Origin of the sequence: Sciscionella marina DSM 45152 (genome assembly GCF_000379465.1) — a bacterium.
In the GTDB taxonomy this organism is placed as follows: domain Bacteria; phylum Actinomycetota; class Actinomycetes; order Mycobacteriales; family Pseudonocardiaceae; genus Sciscionella; species Sciscionella marina.
Genome location: NZ_KB905380.1, coordinates 71,513 through 87,582 on the forward strand (window position 1 = coordinate 71,513; position 16,070 = coordinate 87,582).

General features: G+C 69.0%; 16 protein-coding genes. 7 read left to right on the forward strand and 9 right to left on the reverse strand.

Annotation, left to right across the window (positions count from 1 at the left end; all coding sequences use genetic code 11):
* Window positions 1-21 precede the first annotated feature (21 nt).
* A complete protein-coding gene (locus A37U_RS0100260) occupies window positions 22-630 on the forward strand; it encodes a TetR/AcrR family transcriptional regulator (RefSeq protein ID WP_020494586.1) in 609 nt (202 codons plus the stop codon).
* A 717-nt stretch (window positions 631-1,347) separates the two neighbouring features.
* Here A37U_RS0100260 and A37U_RS0100265 read toward each other — a convergent pair.
* On the reverse strand, window positions 1,348-2,271 hold the full coding sequence (locus tag A37U_RS0100265) for an oxidoreductase (protein ID WP_040586385.1): 924 nt from the start codon (window positions 2,269-2,271) through the stop codon (window positions 1,348-1,350).
* A gap of 64 nt (window positions 2,272-2,335) precedes the next feature.
* Between A37U_RS0100265 and A37U_RS0100270 the strand changes: the two genes are divergently transcribed.
* Window positions 2,336-2,944 carry a TetR/AcrR family transcriptional regulator gene (locus A37U_RS0100270; protein ID WP_020494588.1) on the forward strand — a complete coding sequence of 203 codons (609 nt, stop codon included), beginning with the start codon at window positions 2,336-2,338 and terminating at the stop codon, window positions 2,942-2,944.
* Here the strand turns inward: A37U_RS0100270 and A37U_RS0100275 are convergent.
* The 5 genes from A37U_RS0100275 to A37U_RS0100295 all read right to left on the reverse strand — a co-directional run bounded on the left by A37U_RS0100275 (window position 2,931) and on the right by A37U_RS0100295 (window position 8,755).
* On the reverse strand, window positions 2,931-4,283 hold the full coding sequence (locus tag A37U_RS0100275) for a nucleobase:cation symporter-2 family protein (RefSeq protein ID WP_020494589.1): 1,353 nt from the start codon (window positions 4,281-4,283) through the stop codon (window positions 2,931-2,933). The two genes, A37U_RS0100270 and A37U_RS0100275, sit on opposite strands and share 14 nt — an antisense overlap.
* Window positions 4,284-4,460: 177 nt before the next feature.
* The gene (locus A37U_RS47985; protein ID WP_020494590.1) at window positions 4,461-5,612 is read right to left on the reverse strand and encodes a low temperature requirement protein A; all 1,152 of its coding nucleotides are present in this window, start codon (window positions 5,610-5,612) and stop codon (window positions 4,461-4,463) included.
* Window positions 5,609-6,964 carry a dihydrolipoyl dehydrogenase family protein gene (locus tag A37U_RS0100285; RefSeq protein WP_020494591.1) on the reverse strand — a complete coding sequence of 452 codons (1,356 nt, stop codon included), beginning with the start codon at window positions 6,962-6,964 and terminating at the stop codon, window positions 5,609-5,611. Before A37U_RS0100285 ends, A37U_RS47985 begins: the two co-directional genes overlap by 4 nt.
* A 76-nt stretch (window positions 6,965-7,040) precedes the next feature.
* Window positions 7,041-7,607, reverse strand: coding sequence for a TetR/AcrR family transcriptional regulator (locus A37U_RS0100290; RefSeq protein WP_020494592.1), 567 nt, complete (start codon window positions 7,605-7,607; stop codon window positions 7,041-7,043).
* Between the two features lie 257 nt (window positions 7,608-7,864).
* Entirely contained in the window at window positions 7,865-8,755 is an 891-nt protein-coding gene (locus tag A37U_RS0100295; RefSeq protein ID WP_020494593.1) for an alpha/beta fold hydrolase, read from the reverse strand.
* A gap of 102 nt (window positions 8,756-8,857) precedes the next feature.
* On the opposite strand from A37U_RS0100295, the gene A37U_RS0100300 reads away from it, so the two are divergent.
* The 5 genes from A37U_RS0100300 to A37U_RS47990 all read left to right on the forward strand — a co-directional run bounded on the left by A37U_RS0100300 (window position 8,858) and on the right by A37U_RS47990 (window position 12,310).
* Window positions 8,858-9,337, forward strand: coding sequence for a CGNR zinc finger domain-containing protein (locus tag A37U_RS0100300; protein WP_020494594.1), 480 nt, complete (start codon window positions 8,858-8,860; stop codon window positions 9,335-9,337).
* A gap of 189 nt (window positions 9,338-9,526) precedes the next feature.
* Window positions 9,527-9,838, forward strand: coding sequence for a DUF190 domain-containing protein (locus tag A37U_RS0100305; RefSeq protein ID WP_026196748.1), 312 nt, complete (start codon window positions 9,527-9,529; stop codon window positions 9,836-9,838).
* Window positions 9,839-9,845: 7 nt separating this feature from the next.
* Window positions 9,846-10,184, forward strand: coding sequence for a DUF190 domain-containing protein (locus A37U_RS0100310; RefSeq protein WP_020494596.1), 339 nt, complete (start codon window positions 9,846-9,848; stop codon window positions 10,182-10,184).
* A gap of 41 nt (window positions 10,185-10,225) precedes the next feature.
* The gene (locus A37U_RS0100315) at window positions 10,226-10,969 is read left to right on the forward strand and encodes a class I SAM-dependent methyltransferase (protein WP_157182552.1); all 744 of its coding nucleotides are present in this window, start codon (window positions 10,226-10,228) and stop codon (window positions 10,967-10,969) included.
* Window positions 10,970-11,059: 90 nt separating this feature from the next.
* A complete protein-coding gene (locus tag A37U_RS47990; RefSeq protein ID WP_020494598.1) occupies window positions 11,060-12,310 on the forward strand; it encodes a helix-turn-helix domain-containing protein in 1,251 nt (416 codons plus the stop codon).
* Between the two features lie 9 nt (window positions 12,311-12,319).
* Here the strand turns inward: A37U_RS47990 and A37U_RS0100325 are convergent, their stop codons facing one another.
* The 3 genes from A37U_RS0100325 to A37U_RS0100335 are packed head-to-tail and all read right to left on the reverse strand — an operon-like array spanning window position 12,320 to window position 15,940.
* Window positions 12,320-14,389 carry a prolyl oligopeptidase family serine peptidase gene (locus tag A37U_RS0100325; RefSeq protein ID WP_020494599.1) on the reverse strand — a complete coding sequence of 690 codons (2,070 nt, stop codon included), beginning with the start codon at window positions 14,387-14,389 and terminating at the stop codon, window positions 12,320-12,322.
* A gap of 22 nt (window positions 14,390-14,411) precedes the next feature.
* Window positions 14,412-15,698, reverse strand: coding sequence for an NAD(P)/FAD-dependent oxidoreductase (locus A37U_RS0100330; RefSeq protein WP_020494600.1), 1,287 nt, complete (start codon window positions 15,696-15,698; stop codon window positions 14,412-14,414).
* Complete coding sequence (locus A37U_RS0100335) at window positions 15,695-15,940, reverse strand: alpha/beta hydrolase (protein ID WP_157182554.1); 246 nt, start codon at window positions 15,938-15,940, stop codon at window positions 15,695-15,697. Before A37U_RS0100335 ends, A37U_RS0100330 begins: the two co-directional genes overlap by 4 nt.
* Between the last annotated feature and the right edge of the window lie 130 nt (window positions 15,941-16,070).

The following is a 16,070-nucleotide window of genomic DNA, read 5'->3' on the forward strand; positions in this document are numbered from 1 at the left end:
CCCAACTGCTACGGTGTGTCCATGGCCCGGCTGACCAGAAAAGAGACGCAGGAGCAGACTCGCGCGCGCCTGGTCGAGACCGCCAAGGACCTCTTCCTCGCGAGCGGTTACAACGCGACCTCGCTCGGCCAGGTCGCCGAGGCGGCCGGGTACAGCAAAGGCGCCGTCTATTCCAACTTCGCCACCAAGCACGAGCTCGGCCTCGCCGTCCTCGAAGCCGTGCAGCGCGAGCGGATCGCCGCCGTCGTCACCCTGCTGGTCGGCGCGGACACGTTCGAGGACAAGCTCGCCGCCTTCGGCCGGTGGGCCGAGACCAACATCGGCGATGTCGGCTGGACGGCGCTCGAGGTGGAATTCGCCACCAGCACCAGGCACATCGAGGAAGTCCGGGCCGCGCTCGCCGACCGGCGCCGCCGCGTCACGACCGCACTCGCCGAACTACTCCACGAACAGGCCGAGACCTTCGGTATCACCCTGCCCGCGCCCGCCGAGGATGTCGCCACCCACCTGCTCGCGCTCGGCATCGGCCTCGGCGTCCAGCGCGCGTTCGATCCGGAACTTCAGGTCACGGTGCTGCTCGACGCGCTCGCCGAGCTGGCGGCGAACAACAAGGCACCGCAGGCTGGGTGACCCCGCTCATCCGCACACCCGGACAAGGACGGCCCGAGCTCGATCACCGATGATGGGAGGATGACCGCGATCTCACGCGCTCGTCGAGGGGCATCGAGAGTTCCTGAACCGGCCGCCGGCGGGTATTCGCGTGGCCGATATCGGTGCGGGCACCGGGATCGCGTCGACTCTTCTGCAACAGCGGGGCGCCGGGCTGATCGCTGTGGATCCCGGGGGAGGGTGGCCGCGGAGGTTCGCCGAGCCCTTCCGGCCGCGCCGATCGTCCGGGGTGACGGCAATACCCTCCCCCTCGCCGATTCCTCGCAGGGTCTGATCACTTATGCGCAGTCCTGGCTGGGGACCGACACGGTCGGTCCCGGAGGCCTTGCGCGTGCTACACCCGGGCAGCGTGCTCGCGATCTGGTGGAACACCACGGCTTTCGACGTACCGTGGATCCGCGACCAGCATGCGCGGATCGCGCACCATTGCGGAATACCCGCGCGGTCCGCGGAATGTCCGGACGACGGTCAAGCCGTCCGGCTCGCGGGCCTGACCGGTCTGCGTGTGCCGCGCAGACACATCCGTTGGCGGCGAACGGTTCCACTCCGCACGCATCTCGCCGACATCGGCAGCCGCTCGGCGTTCCTGGTGCCGGAACAGACGGCGAACCGGGCCTTTTTCACCGAGGAACGCGAGCGCCTGCGCGCGATTTTCCCCGATGAACTGGTGACCGAGACCTATGTGGTGGACCTGCTGATGGCCGCTCCCCCGGCACCCGGGATCGGCAAGGGAAACGCGACGCCGGTCAGCTCTTCGGAGAGCTCCCACAACCTTCGCGCCGCCACGGCATCCCGTGCCTTCGCCGTACGCCCGACGAGTTTCGGCGCACCGCGGCTTTCCAGGAGACCACCCGGACCGGCGTAACTGTTGCCCGGAATCTCGGCGGTGGCGGCGTAGAGCGTGGGCAGGGCACCGTCTTCCGCGCTCTGGGTGACGAGATCGATCACGGCTTTCCCGATGCGGAACCCCGCGCCGCGCCCTTCGGACCGCACCAGGTTGGTGGCCGACATTCCGGGATGTGCAGCCGTCGCGATCACCGTGGAACCGATGATACCGAGCCGGCGCTGGAGCTCCGCGGTGAACAACAGGTTGGCGAGTTTGGACTGCCCGTAGGCCCGCATCGCCCGATACGGTCTGCGTTCCCAGTTGGGGTCGGCGAGATCGACCGAGCCTATCCGGTGCGCGAGGGAGGCCACGGTGACGATGCGTTCCCGGATGCGCGGCAGCAGGAGGTTCGTCAGGGCGAAATGGCCCAGGTGGTTGGTACCGAACTGCAGCTCGAACCCGTCGGCGGTGCGATGCAGTGGCGGCACGGTGAGTCCGGCGTTGTTGATCAGTACATCGATCGGCTCGGTGAACTCCCGCGCGAAGGAGCGGATCGAAGACAGATCGGCGAGGTCGAGCAGGCGAACCTCGACACGGCCGGTCATCTCCGCAGCCGCGGTCTGCCCTTTCTCTCGGCTGCGCACGGCCAGCACGACCCGCGCACCACGGTCGGCGAACACTCGCGCGGTGACCCGGCCGATCCCGCTGTTCGCACCGGTGACGACGACGGTGCAACCGGCCATGGAGGGGACATTCGAAGTGGAGAATGGTGTCATGACCTCAATGTAGACAGCGGAAACAATGTTGTCAAAGGAAACACTCACGGCTAAGCTCGGCGCCGTGCCCGAAGCCGAACCGCGCTCGTATCATCATGGAAACCTCCGCACCGCCCTGCTCGACGCGGCCGAACGCGGGCTGCGCGAGCACGGCGCCGATCAGCTCTCGCTCCGCGATCTGGCCAGAGAGATCGGCGTCAGCCATGCCGCACCACGCCGGCATTTCGCGGACCGCCAGGCGCTGCTCGACGCGCTCGCCGAAAGCGGTTTCCTGCGGCTGGCGGACACTCTGCGATCCGCCCTCGCGGAGGCGGCCGACGACTTCTCCGCGCGAGTGCGCGACAGCGTGACCGCCTACGCCCACTTCGCCACGGACAACGCCGCGCTGCTCGAGCTGATGTACACCAGCAAGCACCGGCCGGAGGCACCCCGGATCGCCGAGGCAGCGGGTGCCGCCTTCGGGCCACTGATCGAACTGATCGAGCAGGGGCAGGCTCATGGCGCGTTGGAGCCCGGCGATCCCGAGCGGATCGGCCTCGTCCTGTACGCGACCGTGCACGGCATCACCACCATGATCAACGGCGACATGATCGCCGGGGAGCTGCTCGACGAACTCGTGGAGACCGCGGTGGCCCAATTCCTGCGCGGCACCCGCCCGCTCAGGAATCCGTGACCGGATCTCGCTGCTTCCCGCCGCGCAGCAACAGGTTCAGCAATACGGCCACCACGGCGCCCGCACAGATCCCCGAGCCGAGCACGGTCTGCACCATGGGCGGGAAGCGGTGGTAGAACCCTGGAGCCACAATGGGAATCAGCCCGATCCCGATCGAGGTGGCCACGATCAGCACGTTGCCCGGCACGGTCAGATCCGCGGAGGCGAGGGTTTTCACGCCGCTGACGGCGACCGAACCGAACAGCGCGATACCGGCACCGCCGAGCACCGGATGCGGTACCAGCGCGACCACCCCACCGGCGACCGGAAAAAGACCGAGCAGCAACAGGATCACACCGCTCACCGCGACCACGTACCTGCTCACGATCCTGGTCAGCGCGATCAATCCGATGTTCTGCGCGAACGCCGAACACGCCATGCCCCCGAAGACCGCGCTCACCGCCGTGGCGAGACCATCGGCACGCAGCCCGGCGGCGATGGTCTGCTCACCCGCGGGCCGGTCCACCACCTCACCGAGGGCCACCATGTCGGCGGTGCTCTCGGTCATCACCGTGAGCATCACGATCAACATCGACACGATCGCGGCCACATCGAACTGTGGTGCGCCGAAATGCAAAGGGGTGACCAGACTGAACACGGGGGCTTGGGCCAGCGAGCTCGCGTGCACCGCGCCGAGCGGCCAGGCCAGCAGGGTGCCCGCGGCAAGGCCGATCAGCAGCGAGATGCGTTGGGCGAATCCGCGCAGGAACCGGTTGCACAGCAGCACGATCACCAGCGTGCATGCGGCGAGCAGGATGTTGCGCGGGGCACCGTAATCGGGCGCGCTCGCGTTGGTCCCGCTGATCCAGCCGATGGAGACGGGGAACAGCGAGAGCCCGATCAGAGTGATCACGGTGCCACTGACCACGGTGGGAAACAGCCTGGTGAGTTTGCCGAAATACGGTGCGGCGAGCACCACGAACACGCCGCCGATCAGCGTGGCGCCGTAGACGATCGGCAGCGCCTGCTGGGTGCCGTGTTGCTTCGCGATCGCGAGAACCGGTGCGACGGTCGCGAACGAGACGCCGTTGACCAGCGGCAGCCGGGAACCGATGCGCCATACACCGAGCGACTGGAGCATGGTGGCGATGCCCGCGGTGAACAGGCTGGCCCCGATCAGCAGGCTCAGCTCGAGCGGGGAAAGGCCGACCGCCCCGCCGATGATCAGCGGTGGCGCCACCACCCCCGCGTACATCGCGGCCACGTGTTGCACGCCGGCGGCGAGCAGTTGCCATGGCGGCGGGACTTGATCGACCGGGTGCCGTTCGGCTGCCGATCGGGTACCTCGTTGTACGGACATCAGCGCTCCCTGCCTGCTACCGGTCACGAACTCATGTCGGTCAGACGCACACCACGGATCCCGGTGCGCCGGGCAGTCACCACAGAACGAATAACATTCTGTAATATGGAATTTGTTTTTCGTCTGCAGGAACGGTAGGGCGACTCGGTGGCAGTGTCAACAGCTCGCCGAAGTTGATCAAGCCCGGGTGATCCGCTTGGTGCTCAAGGCAAGCAGCTGAGCACCGGCCGCCACCGCCATCGCGGTCACGAGCACCGCGGCGGGCAGCCATGGCGCCGCTATCGCGGCCACCAACGGCACCAGGAGCGCGGCCACGCGCAGCGGCCATCGGCGCGCGTGTGCCACCAGCAAATCGATCACCAGCAGGAAGGCCGAGGTGCCACCGCACATCAGCCAGGCCGAGGACGGGGCGAGGTGTGCGACCGGCCCGGCGGCGACCGCCCCGAGACCGGCGGCGACGGTCGTGATCGAGGCGATCACCACGAAGTGTGCGGGCAACACCAGCGCCGCCGGGAACCGGGTCTCCTCGGCGAAACCGTGCCGGATGTTCAACCACCACAAGGTGATCAGCAACAGGAAGGCGGACACCACGGCGAGCAACAGCAACCAGCCCGCACCGGCACCCGGCCGCCAGTCCTCGACTCCCGCCACCGCCCGGACACCCTGCAGCATCGCCTCACCGAACACGATGATCACGAACAGGCCCAGCCGCTCCCCCAGATGCCGCGTGTCCAACTGCGCGGCCTCGATCACCGGAAGCCGGGACTCCGCCCGCCGCCGCGCCCGTTCGTTCAGCCGCGCGAGCAGTTCGTCGTGATCCCCACGGCTCGCGAACACGCTGACCGTCAAGGTGAGCGCGAGCCCGAACAGCCACAGTCCCAGCTTGCCCCACGGATTCCCGACCCAGAACGAGACGATCCACGGCACCAGGCCGGCATTCTGGGAGGCTGCGGTCCAGCTGAGCACGACCGTCCCGGAGCGCTGGAACGCGCTGGACCCGATCGCGGTGGTGGCCAGGTAGGCGGAGGCGAACACCGCGGCGCGGCCGTCCATGCTGTGCGGCACGGCGGCGGCCATGACCGCGATCCCGGCCATGCCGACGAACATCGCCGACACCCGCACCTTCTCGGCGACGACGTTGGAATACAGCGTGAAGGTCACCCACACCAGCCAGATCGCCAGGTACAGGGTGAAGAACGCGACGATGTCCAGCGCGCCCGGGCCGTGCGCGGCGCCACCGTGCAGCAGGTGCGCGAGCTGGTTGACCGCCACCACGACGACGAGGTCGAAGAACAGCTCCAGCCAGCTGGCATGCCGGGTGACGCTCACGCCAGCTGACCGAGCGCGTCCTCGATACCGCGGTGGAAGGTCGGATAGGCGTAGATCATCTGCCGCAGCCGTCGCACCGGTACCTTGGCGTGTACCGCGACGGCGAGAGCGGAGAGCACTTCGCCACCGTGCGGGCCCGCGCTGGTCGCGCCGAGCAGTACCCCGGTATCGCTGTCCTCGACCAGCTTGATGATCCCCTCGTTGCCCGCTTTGTGTATCCAGCCGCGCGCCGAGGACGGCACCTGCGCGGTCGCCGTGCGTACCGGGTAACCCCGTTCCCGGGCCTGCTGTTCGGTCAGCCCGACCGCGCCGACCTCGGGATCGGTGAACGTCACCCGCGGCACGGCGTGGTACTCGGCGCCGATCGTGTCCCGCCCGAGGATGTGGTCGACCACGATCTGTCCCTGATACATCGACATGTGCGTGAACGCGCCCTTGCCGGTGATGTCCCCGACCGCGTACACCCCGTCGGCGGCCCGCAGAAACGCGTCGGTCTCCAGGGCCTTGCCACCGGTATCCAGGCCGAGCGCGCCGACCCCGAGCCCGGCCAGGTCCACGGTGCGCCCGGCCGCCACGAGCAGCGCCTCGGCGGTGAGCTCCGCCGATCCGAGGGACACCGTGAACCGCTGCCCGTCGTGCGCGACCCGTTCGGCGGCCTGCCCGGTGTGCACCCCGATCCCTTCCGCCGCGAGTACTCCGGCCAGCACCTCGCTCGCCTCGGGCTCCTCCAGCGGCAGCACCCGGCCGGCCAGCTCGACGATGTCCACGGCCGTGCCGAACCTGGCGAACGCCTGCGCGAGCTCGATGCCGATCGCCCCCGAACCGAGCACCACCATCGACTCCGGCGCCTGCTCGACCTTCACGATCTCCCGGTTCGTCCAGAACGGGGTCCCCGCGAGACCCGGGATCGGTGGCACCGCCGGATCGGTTCCGGTGGCCAGGACGAGCGCCCGGTCCGCGATGAACTCCTGATCGCCGACGCGCACCGTGTCCGGACCGGTCACCCGGCCACGCCCGCGCACGAACCGGCCGCCCTTGCCGGTGAACCGGCGGACCGCGATCTCATCGTCCCAGTCGGTGGTGGCCTCTTCCCGGATCCGTTTCGCCACCGGCGCGAAATCCGCGCGCGCCTGCGCATCCCCGGCCAGCACCGGCACCCGGCGCGCTTCGGCGAGCGAGTTCCCCGCGCGGATCATCATCTTGCTCGGCACACACCCGAAGTACGGGCATTCCCCGCCCACCAGCCGGGAATCGATCCCTACCACGTCCAGCCCGGCCGCGGCGAGCGAGCCCGCGACATGCTCCCCACCCGGCCCCATTCCGACGACGACGACATCCGCGTTCTCTGACATGTTCGGCTCCTCTGCCGGTATCCGGAGTTCTCGGGAATTCGCGGACCAGGTTAGCCCCGTCTCGCCGGCGGCGCGGTCAGCGCAGCAGATCCGCGGCGACCTTACCCGCGCGGGTGAAGGCGTCCCCGACGCTGTGCATGCCCGCGCAGACGAGCGCGCCCTCATGCAGCAACATGAGGTGCGCTCCGGCCGATTCCGGTTCGATGACGCCCGCCTCCGTGGACAGCTCGGTGAACAGCGCGAGCATCCGGCGTTTCTGCTCGGTCAGCACCGAATAGGCCGGATGGGCCGGGTCGCCGACCTCCGCGTGCGCGTTGATCATGGCGCACCCTTTCCGGCCCCGCTCGCACGCCCACCGCGCCGCCGCTTCGAAGACCGCGGCGACCCGGGCCACCGGATCGGGCCTGGCCTTTTCCAGATACCGGTCCAGAAAAGCCCACCACTGCCTGTTGCGTTCGGCCAGGTACTCCACGACCAGCCGCTCCTTCGAACCGAACCGGTCGTAGAGCGTCTTCTTGGTGACCCCCGCGTGTTCGGCGATCACATCGACCCCGACGGCGTGGATCCCGTGCGCGTAGAACAGTTCCGCCGCGGCCTCGAGCACCACGCGTGCCTTCGGGGTCCAGTCGATGACGTCCGGCATGCAGCCACACTAGCGCGGTTCTATACCGGTCTGTTCAGAGTTCGTTGCATGATGACTTCCGTTGCGAGCGGGGATCAGATCGGCGGTGTCTTTACGGGGCACCGGCACCCGGGATCAGCAAGGCTGAGGATTGAGCCATAGCGGCAGCTATGGTCATTGACGACAATGCCCGCCGTGCCAGCCGGCACTGGAGGCCATGGCAGCGCCGATCTGGCATGCGAAGGTACTTCGCCGACGTTGCAGCGCAGCAGGTGGCGTCATCGTGCAATGCGCTCTTGGTTCGTGCCGAGCACCCGGCCGAGAAAGCCGCGCAGATAACCGGCGACCACGTCCAGATGACTCTCCAGCAGGAAGTGCCCGCCGTCGATCAGGTGCACCTCGGCATCGCGGGCATCGCGGGCGAAAGCCTGCGCACCGGCCGGGCCGAAGATCTCGTCGTTGCAGCCCCACACCGCGAGCACCGGAACCTCGCCGCTGCGCAGGAATTCATGCAGCAGCGGGTACAGCGGGCGGTTGTTCCGGTAGTCACGGAGCAGCGCCAGCTGGACCTCGTCGTTGCCCGCGCGGGAGACGAGGGCGAAGTCGTGCTCCCAGGTGTCCGGGCTGACCAGGCTCGGATCGGGCACGCCGTGCAGGTACTGCCAGCGGATGGCGTCCAGGCTCAGCGCGGCACGAACGGCGGGTTCGGTCTCCGGACCGGGATTCGCCGCATAGGCCCAGACGTCGTTCCAGAACGAGTCGACGAATCCGTCCTCGTAACCGTTGCCGTTCTGCGTGACGATGGCGGTGATCCGTTCCGGGTGAGCGAGCGCGAGCCGCCAGCCGATGGGGGCACCGTAGTCCTGGACGTAGAGGGCGTAGCGGTTCAGGCCCAATTGCCCGAGCAGTTCGGATGTGAGCTCGGCGAGCGCATCGAAGGTGTAGGTGAACTCCTCCACGCCCGGCGCGGCGGAGCGGCCGAAACCGAGGTGATCGGGCGCGAGGACATGATAGTCGCCGGCCAGCAGCGGAATGAGCTCGCGGAACATGAACGAGCTCGTCGGGTACCCGTGCAGCAGCACGATCGCGGGAGCCTCGGCCGGCCCGGCCTCGCGGTAGAAGATCTCCTGCCCGCGAACGGTGGTGGTTCTGTGGTGCACCGAAGTCATGCCTAACCCCTTCAAAAGTTCGATCCGGTTAATTCCTGGCCAGACAAGCATGTGATGTACTAACCTGTCAATGGATCCGATCTGGTTAGAGGATGGCGCACCATGGACGCACTGCTGGACCTGCTCAACAGCAGGCCACTGATCAACGGCGAGGAACAGGACGCGCTCGGTGACCCGGCAGGCGGCAGGCAGTGGGCGCGCGAGCACGGCGGCGAGGGCGGTCGTGCGGAACTGGGGCTGTTGCGCGAGGCGCGGGACCTCGTGGAAGCGGTGGTGCGCGGAGAAAGTTCCCCCACCGCGCTGCGCCCGCTGCTCGACGGAGTTCACCAGACGCCGGAGCTCACCGCGGACGGTCTGCGCTGGACGGTCCGGACTCCCCCGCACGCCCGGCTGGCCGTGGAGATCGTGCTCGCCTGGGCCGCCACCGAGGAACGACTGCCCGGCAGGCTGCGCCCCTGCGCCAACGACGAGTGCCGGTTGTTCCTGCTCGATCGCAGCCGCGCCAACCGGGCCCGCTGGTGCTCGATGGCCGTCTGCGGCAACCGGGAGAAGGCACGCCGCCACTACGAACGCACGCGGTGAACCCCCAGGACCGAAGTACAGCCGCCCCGGGACCCGGTCCACCGCGGGTCGAGCGACCGCGTCTCGGCGGCCTGGCCCCATCGCGCAGGTCACCGCGATTCGGCGCGGCTGTGCTGCACAGTTGACTGATGCCCGCCCGCGGAGTGCACTTGACGGTGAGCCTTGAGCCCGAACACGGGAGGCGTGACCATGCAACGCGTCCGGTTGACGATCTACGTGAGCGACAGGGAAACCTGGCACGGGGCACCGCTCTACGCCGAGATCGTGCACCGTGCGCAGCGCGCCGGGCTGGCCGGAGCCACGGTACAGCACGGAATCGAGGGATTCGGGACGCATCGGCGGGTGCACACCGAACACGTGTTCCGGCTCAACGACGAACTGCCGATGGTGATCACGATCATCGACGAGGACGAGCCGGTTTCGGAGTTCGCACGGGATCTGGAGGACCTGCCCCTCGGGGGCATGATGACCCTCGAGCACGTCGAACTCCTCGAGCACTGAAGCCACCATGGACACGGGCGAGCCGGGCACACGGGCGAGCATCCACCTGCACGACGACGACCGCTGCCACGGCAGGCCGTTGTTCAGCGAGATCGTGCACCGCGCGGCCGAGGAGGGATTGACCGGGGCGACCGTGCTGCACGGCTGCGAGGGTTACGGCGCATCCGGTGCACTGCACACCGAACGGCTGGTGAGCTCCTGGGAACGGACGCCGGCCGAAGTGGTGCTGATCGACCGGCCGGACCGGATTGCGGCGTTCCTGGACCAGCTCGGTCCGCTCATCGCCGGGTGCCCGGTGGTGCTCAGCGAGGTGCGGATCCTGCACGGCTCGCGACCGGCCGAATAACGCGGATGACACGTCCCGCAGGAGACGTGAGAATGCCGCTCATGGACACGGCAAGGGATCGGAAGCATTGGACCGAAGTCGCCGAGCAGTGGATCGCGTGGGCCAGGACACCTGGGCACGATGTTTTCTGGAACTACCTCGGCGCGCTGCACGAATTCCTCGGCGAGGGCAAGGGAAACGTGCTCGACGTCGGCTGCGGTGAGGGCCGCGTGTCCCGCGAGCTGCGCGCCCTCGGCTACACGGTCACGGCGGTCGATGTGGTCGAGACACTCGTGGAGGCCGCACGTGCGGCGGACTCGGCCGATGCCTACCGGGTCGCGCCGATCACCGGGCTTCCCTTCGCCGACGGCACCTTCGACAAGGTCGTCTCCTACAACATGCTCATGGATGTGGACGATCTGCCCGGCGCGGCCCGGGAACTGGCCAGGGTCCTCGCCGATCGGGGCGAGGTGTTCGTCTCCGTGGTGCACCCGTTCACCGAGCAGGTCATGGAAACCGAAGGACGCAGCTACTTCGAACAGAAACGGTTCGACTCGGTGGACAGCCGGGACGGGCTGACCATGCGGTTCTCCGGCTGGGCGCGACCGCTGCAGGACTACATCACCGCCCTGAACACCGCGGGCCTTGCCGTCACGGCCGTCCGCGAACCCGCCATCGCCGGGGTGGACGCGAACAACCCCGCCTCGCGGTGGGCGACGGAACCCCTGTTCCTCTGGTTCACCCTGCGCAAGCTCCCGGCGGACCTCGGACTGGATCATCCGCGTCAACTGTCGCACCATCGATAGGTCGGGCGCATCATCTGTCGCTCGCCTTCCCGGCCGCACCGGTGCACAGTGGGGAGTCGAGCACGGTGTTCGATGGGAGGTGCGTTGGTCATGGCGGACGATCTGCAGGAGATCGTCGACGATCTGGCCGAACGGCTGCAGCGCTCGGTGGCGATCGACGATCCCTCGCTCCGGCTGCTCGCGGCGAGCAGGCATTTCGGCGATGAGGACGAGCTGCGAGTCTCCTCGGTGCTCAACCGCTCGATCGAGCCGGACATCCGCGAGGTGGTGTTCGCGCAGGGCATCGCGCAGTGGACCGGCCCAGGCCGGGTTACCGCCCCGGTGGAGCAGGCGCGGCACCGGCTGTGCGCGCCGATCCGCTGCGCCGGGCTGCTGCTCGGTTATCTGTGGCTGATCGATTCGGGCTCTTCGTTCAGCGAACGGCACCGCAAGGCCGCCCGGGAGGTCGCCGACCGCGCCGGGGCGGTGCTCTACCGGCGCCTCGTCGTGCACGAACGCACCAAGGCCCGGCACGAGGCGATCCTGTGGGAGCTGGTGTCCGCCGATCGCGCGATCCGGTCCCAGGCGGTGGACGATCTCCGGGCCGAGCAGCTGTTCCCCAGCGAAGGCGTGCGTTTCCAGATCATCGGGGTGCAGCGGCTCGGCCCGGACGAGGTCGCCTCCGAGGATGTCGCGCTGGAGTCCGCGGTGGAGGAGGCCGGGAACCTGCATCCGACCACCACCGGGTGTGCGCTCATGGCCGCCAACCGGTCCAGGGCCTGGCTGCTGCTCGGCAGGCGGAAACCGCCCGCGCGCCAGGAACTGGACGAGATCTGCGCACGGCTGACCGAGCGGTTCGCCCGGCTCACCGACGGCAGCGGGCGGCTGGTGCTCGGGATCGGCGGGGTGGTCGACCGGATCGGGCACATCGCCGATTCCTACCGGCAGGCGTTCCTGGCCGCACGCGGGGCGGCGCTCATCCCCTCGCTCGGTCCGGTCGCGCGATGGGGCGAGCTGGGGCCGTACGAACTGCTGCTCACCATGCCCGCGGGCAACCTGCTTGCCGCCTCGGATGTGCCCGCGCTACGCGCACTCGAACACGGATCCGGTGAACTGCTCGCCACCCTGGAGACCTACCTGGACAACGCGGGCGATGTCGCGCGTACCGCCGCGCAGCTCAACGTGCACCGCGCCACGCTGTACCACCGGCTCAAACGCATCGAGCGGCTCAGCGGCTGCGCGCTGAGCCGTGGCGAGGACCGGCTGACCCTGCATCTGGGACTCAAACTGCGTGCCCTCGCCGCGGCCTATCGCAATGAACCGGCCACGGCCGATCCGCGCGGGATGCGCTCGGTCTCCTGATCACGCCGATCAGTCCGGCGGGGTCAGGCCAAGGACTTTCGCCAGGAAGGCGAGCGACTCCGTCTCCTGGGTGAGCAGCATGTCCCTGTCGGTGGCCCAGCCGTGTCCGGAACCGCGCCAGATGTGCAGCAGCACCGGCGAATCTCCTGCGGTGGCGGCCTGCATACGGGCGGCGAACTTGCGCGCATGCCACGCAGGACAGCGCGGATCGGTGTGCCCGGCCTCGATGAACACCGCCGGATAGTCCACCCCGTCGCGCACCAGGTGATAGGGCGAGAACCCGGCGAGGCGGCGGATCTCCTCGGGATCGTCCACACGCGCGAAATCCGAGTCGATCACCCACCGGCCGTAGCCGTCCCGGCAGCCGCCGATGAGATCGAGCAACGGCACCCGCGGCACGACCGCCCGGAACAGGTTCGGCCGCTGCGTCGCGCCGACCCCGGCCAGCAGCCCGCCGTTCGAGCCGCCGGCGAGCGCGAGCAGATCCGGGCTGGTGACCCGGGTGGCGATCAGGTCCTCGGCGATCGCGTACAGGTCCGCGTACCCGTTCTGCTTGCCCTGCAGGCGGCCCTGCTCCCACCAGTCCCGGCCCAGTTCCCCGCCACCGCGCAGATGCGTGTGCACGAACACCCCGCCGGAGGCGACGAATGCGGCCATGGCACCGGGAAACTGGGGCAGCCAGGGTGCGCCGAACCCGCCGTAACCCCACAACAGCGTCGGGCGCGGCCGGTTCAGCGCGAGGTCACGGCGGCGCACCAGGTGATAGGGCACCCGGGCGCCGTCCGGGGAGGTGGACCAGCCGTCCTCGACCACGCAGTTCTCCAGCCGGGCGGCCGGTTCGCGCAGGGTCTCCAGCACGGTGGTGCCCGGCCGATGCCGGTAGGTGCCCCAGGAACTGGTCAGCGTGCTGAACGAGAACACCAGCTGGTCCTCGGGTACCGGGCCGAGAATGTTCATGATGGCGAACGGCAGCTCGCCGAGTGCGCCCTTGCCCGGCAACGCCACCGTTCCCCGCGCAGCGCCCTGCCGGTCCACGACGCGCAGTCCCGCGTAGGTGTCGGCGAACTCGTGCACATAGAGCACATCCCCGACCGGGCGCACCGCCCGCACCACCGCCTCGGACTCCGGCACGACGGTGCGCCAGGTGCCCGGATCGTTCGGGGCCGGGCTGTCCAGGCCGATCGCCACCACCCGACCGCGCGGCGCCCCGGCGTCGGTGACCGCGATCCATTCCTCGCCGAGCAGGAAGCCCGCGAGATTCAGCGCGGGATCGGTGACGAACGGCCGCCAGTGCAGCGCGACCGGATCGGTCAGTTCCGCCACCGCCACCGGAACCGGATCGAAGAGCCCTTGCACCGCAACGACACGCCGGCCGTCGGCCGAGGCGAGCACGGCGCGGTAGTCGTCCCCGGGCAGCCAGGGCACCTCGATGTCCACAGTGGAGGGTGTACCGCGGCGCAGGTGCAGCACGATCCGATGTGCCGCGCTGACCGGATCCTCGTCGGTCGCGGTGAAGAAGAACCCCGAGGAGTCCGGCAACCATTTCGCCCCGCCGGTCCAACTGTCCTTGAGAAACTGCGGCGGCGGATCCGGGAGCAGCGCGCCGGTCTCGGTGTCCACCAGGCGGATCGTGTTGCGCTCACTGCCATCCGTGCACACCCCGACGGCGAGCACGCGGCCATCGGGCGAGGGCGAGATCCAGGACAGGAACGGCGGTTTCGGCGGGTTCTCCGTCCCGGGGTCGAACAGCACCCGCGCCTCGCCATAGGGTTCCCCGGACACCAGCACGCTGGGCCGCTCGGCGCCGGGAACCGCCTCGATCCGAAACCAGTACCCGCCCGCGAATACCGGTACCGAGCCAAACCGCTCGCTGTCGTAACGCTCCACCAGCTCGCGCAGCCGGTCGAAGTGCGGCCAGTCCCGCACATAGGCGGCCGCCGCCTCACCCTGTGCGTCCTGCCAGCGGTTCACCTCCGCGGTGTCGGCCTCCAACCACCGGTAGAGATCGGGGAACCGCACCCCAGCCGCCTCATCGGTTTCCGCGCCGATGCGCGTCTCCGGAATCTCGATATCACTCATTCGTCCGGTGCTCCTCACCTGATCAGCCCATGACCGTGCCGGAGTTCTCCGCGTTGTACGGGCGTTTCCGGGAGAACGCCGAGAGGTCGAGCACGCGTCCGGTGTGCTCGCCGGTGAACCGAACCGGATGCTCGTCGTGATCGATGCCCTGTTCGGTCTGTTCGATGATCGCCGCCAGGAACTTCCCCACCACCGGCGCGTTCTTGAACTGGTTCCCGCTGGTGCCCATGGCCACGTAGTACCCGCCGAGTTCGGTGCGGTCGTAGACCGGGGTCCAGTCCGCGGCCACGTCGTAGACCCCCACCACTCCGCGGGCCCGGTTCGGCACGGCCAGTTCCGGGAATCGCCGAGCCGCGCGGGTCACCTGCGCCTCGAACACCGCCATCGTGGGATGCGGGTGCACCCTGTCCGGGTCGTCGATCCAGTCGAAGGGATCGCATTCCGGTTCGGTGCCGCCGACCAGCAGCCCGCCGCCGGACTCGCCGCGCATATAGGTGCCGAGATCCATGTCCGCGACCGCGATCCCGATTCCGTTGCCCTGCGGGGCCCGCACGTGCGCCACCTCCTGACGCATCGGGCGGGTGCGCACCGTGAAGTCCGAACCCACCCCGGCCAGTTCGTTGATCCGGCCGGACCACGGGCCCGCCGCGTTCACCACCACCGCGCACGGGAGCACGGTCCCGTCCGTGAGCGTCACCGCCCGCACCCGGTTCCCGGGCCGGGCGATCGCGCGAACCTCCGCGTGGAACCGGAACTCGGCCCCGTGCGCGCGTGCGGAATCGGCGAGGTTCCGCGCGGCCAGCTGTGGGTCGGTCACGAATCCCGCGTCCGGGGTGTAGACCGCGCCGAGCGTTTCGGTCGCCTCGGCCCAGAACCGGTCCTCGGTGATCGGTTTGGGCGGCCAGTACCGGCCCGCGTCGATTCCCGGGATCCGCTCCCGCAGTTCGGTGGCGGACCACTGCTCGTACGGCACACCCACCTCGTCGAAGAACGGCAGATACGCCGAACGTGGTGCCGGATCGGCATCCAGCATCGCGAGCCCGCAGCGTTCGAACCGGGCCAGCTCACCCACCTCGGCGCCGAGATGCTCGGCCCAGTCCTGCCAGCCGAACCTGGCCTCCCACGCCGCGGAAACCCCGACCAGCGTGGAGAAATTGAACCGCACCACCGCGCTCGAGGCACCCGTGGAACCGTGCCCCGCATCTCCTGCCTTGTCGAGCACGGTCACCCGCATGTCCCGGCGGACGAGCTCCAGTGCGATCGAGGCGCCGAGCACCCCGGCGCCGATCACCACCACATCCGTCGTCATTCGCTGTCCCTCCGATCAGCGGGCATGTGCCGCTCGAACCAGTTCAGAATGCGGGCGAGGACATCCGTCCGGGCCGGACAGGACCGCACGAGATGCGCTTGCTCCGGGTGGATCGCCGGCGCGGACTCGATACCGTGGGCCCGCAGCACGCCGCGGAATTCGCGCGCCTGCGATATCCCGGCGTACCACGCACATCCGTCATCGAATCCGGCCTCCTTCCCACCGGAGAGCATGCCCGTCACGTGGAAGCGCCACCATTGCCCGGATGTCGCACAACACCGGTCCACGACACGACACCCGTCGACCACGCGTGCTCCGCGCTGCCGAGGGCGGTTCTGCTGAGGGCAGCAAAGCAGGCATCCGCACGCCGGG

What these genes read in the sequence shown, in the direction of transcription:
- A37U_RS0100260 (WP_020494586.1), top strand. Translation starts at nt 22, where the DNA reads ATGGCCCGGCTGACCAGAAAAGAGACGCAGGAGCAGACTCGCGCGCGC.
- A37U_RS0100265 (WP_040586385.1), bottom strand. Translation starts at nt 2,271, where the DNA reads ATGACACCATTCTCCACTTCGAATGTCCCCTCCATGGCCGGTTGCACC.
- A37U_RS0100275 (WP_020494589.1), bottom strand. Translation starts at nt 4,283, where the DNA reads ATGTCCGTACAACGAGGTACCCGATCGGCAGCCGAACGGCACCCGGTC.
- A37U_RS0100285 (WP_020494591.1), bottom strand. Translation starts at nt 6,964, where the DNA reads ATGTCAGAGAACGCGGATGTCGTCGTCGTCGGAATGGGGCCGGGTGGG.
- A37U_RS0100290 (WP_020494592.1), bottom strand. Translation starts at nt 7,607, where the DNA reads ATGCCGGACGTCATCGACTGGACCCCGAAGGCACGCGTGGTGCTCGAG.
- A37U_RS0100295 (WP_020494593.1), bottom strand. Translation starts at nt 8,755, where the DNA reads ATGACTTCGGTGCACCACAGAACCACCACCGTTCGCGGGCAGGAGATC.
- A37U_RS0100300 (WP_020494594.1), top strand. Translation starts at nt 8,858, where the DNA reads ATGGACGCACTGCTGGACCTGCTCAACAGCAGGCCACTGATCAACGGC.
- A37U_RS0100305 (WP_026196748.1), top strand. Translation starts at nt 9,527, where the DNA reads ATGCAACGCGTCCGGTTGACGATCTACGTGAGCGACAGGGAAACCTGG.
- A37U_RS0100310 (WP_020494596.1), top strand. Translation starts at nt 9,846, where the DNA reads ATGGACACGGGCGAGCCGGGCACACGGGCGAGCATCCACCTGCACGAC.
- A37U_RS0100315 (WP_157182552.1), top strand. Translation starts at nt 10,226, where the DNA reads ATGGACACGGCAAGGGATCGGAAGCATTGGACCGAAGTCGCCGAGCAG.
- A37U_RS47990 (WP_020494598.1), top strand. Translation starts at nt 11,060, where the DNA reads ATGGCGGACGATCTGCAGGAGATCGTCGACGATCTGGCCGAACGGCTG.
- A37U_RS0100325 (WP_020494599.1), bottom strand. Translation starts at nt 14,389, where the DNA reads ATGAGTGATATCGAGATTCCGGAGACGCGCATCGGCGCGGAAACCGAT.
- A37U_RS0100330 (WP_020494600.1), bottom strand. Translation starts at nt 15,698, where the DNA reads ATGACGACGGATGTGGTGGTGATCGGCGCCGGGGTGCTCGGCGCCTCG.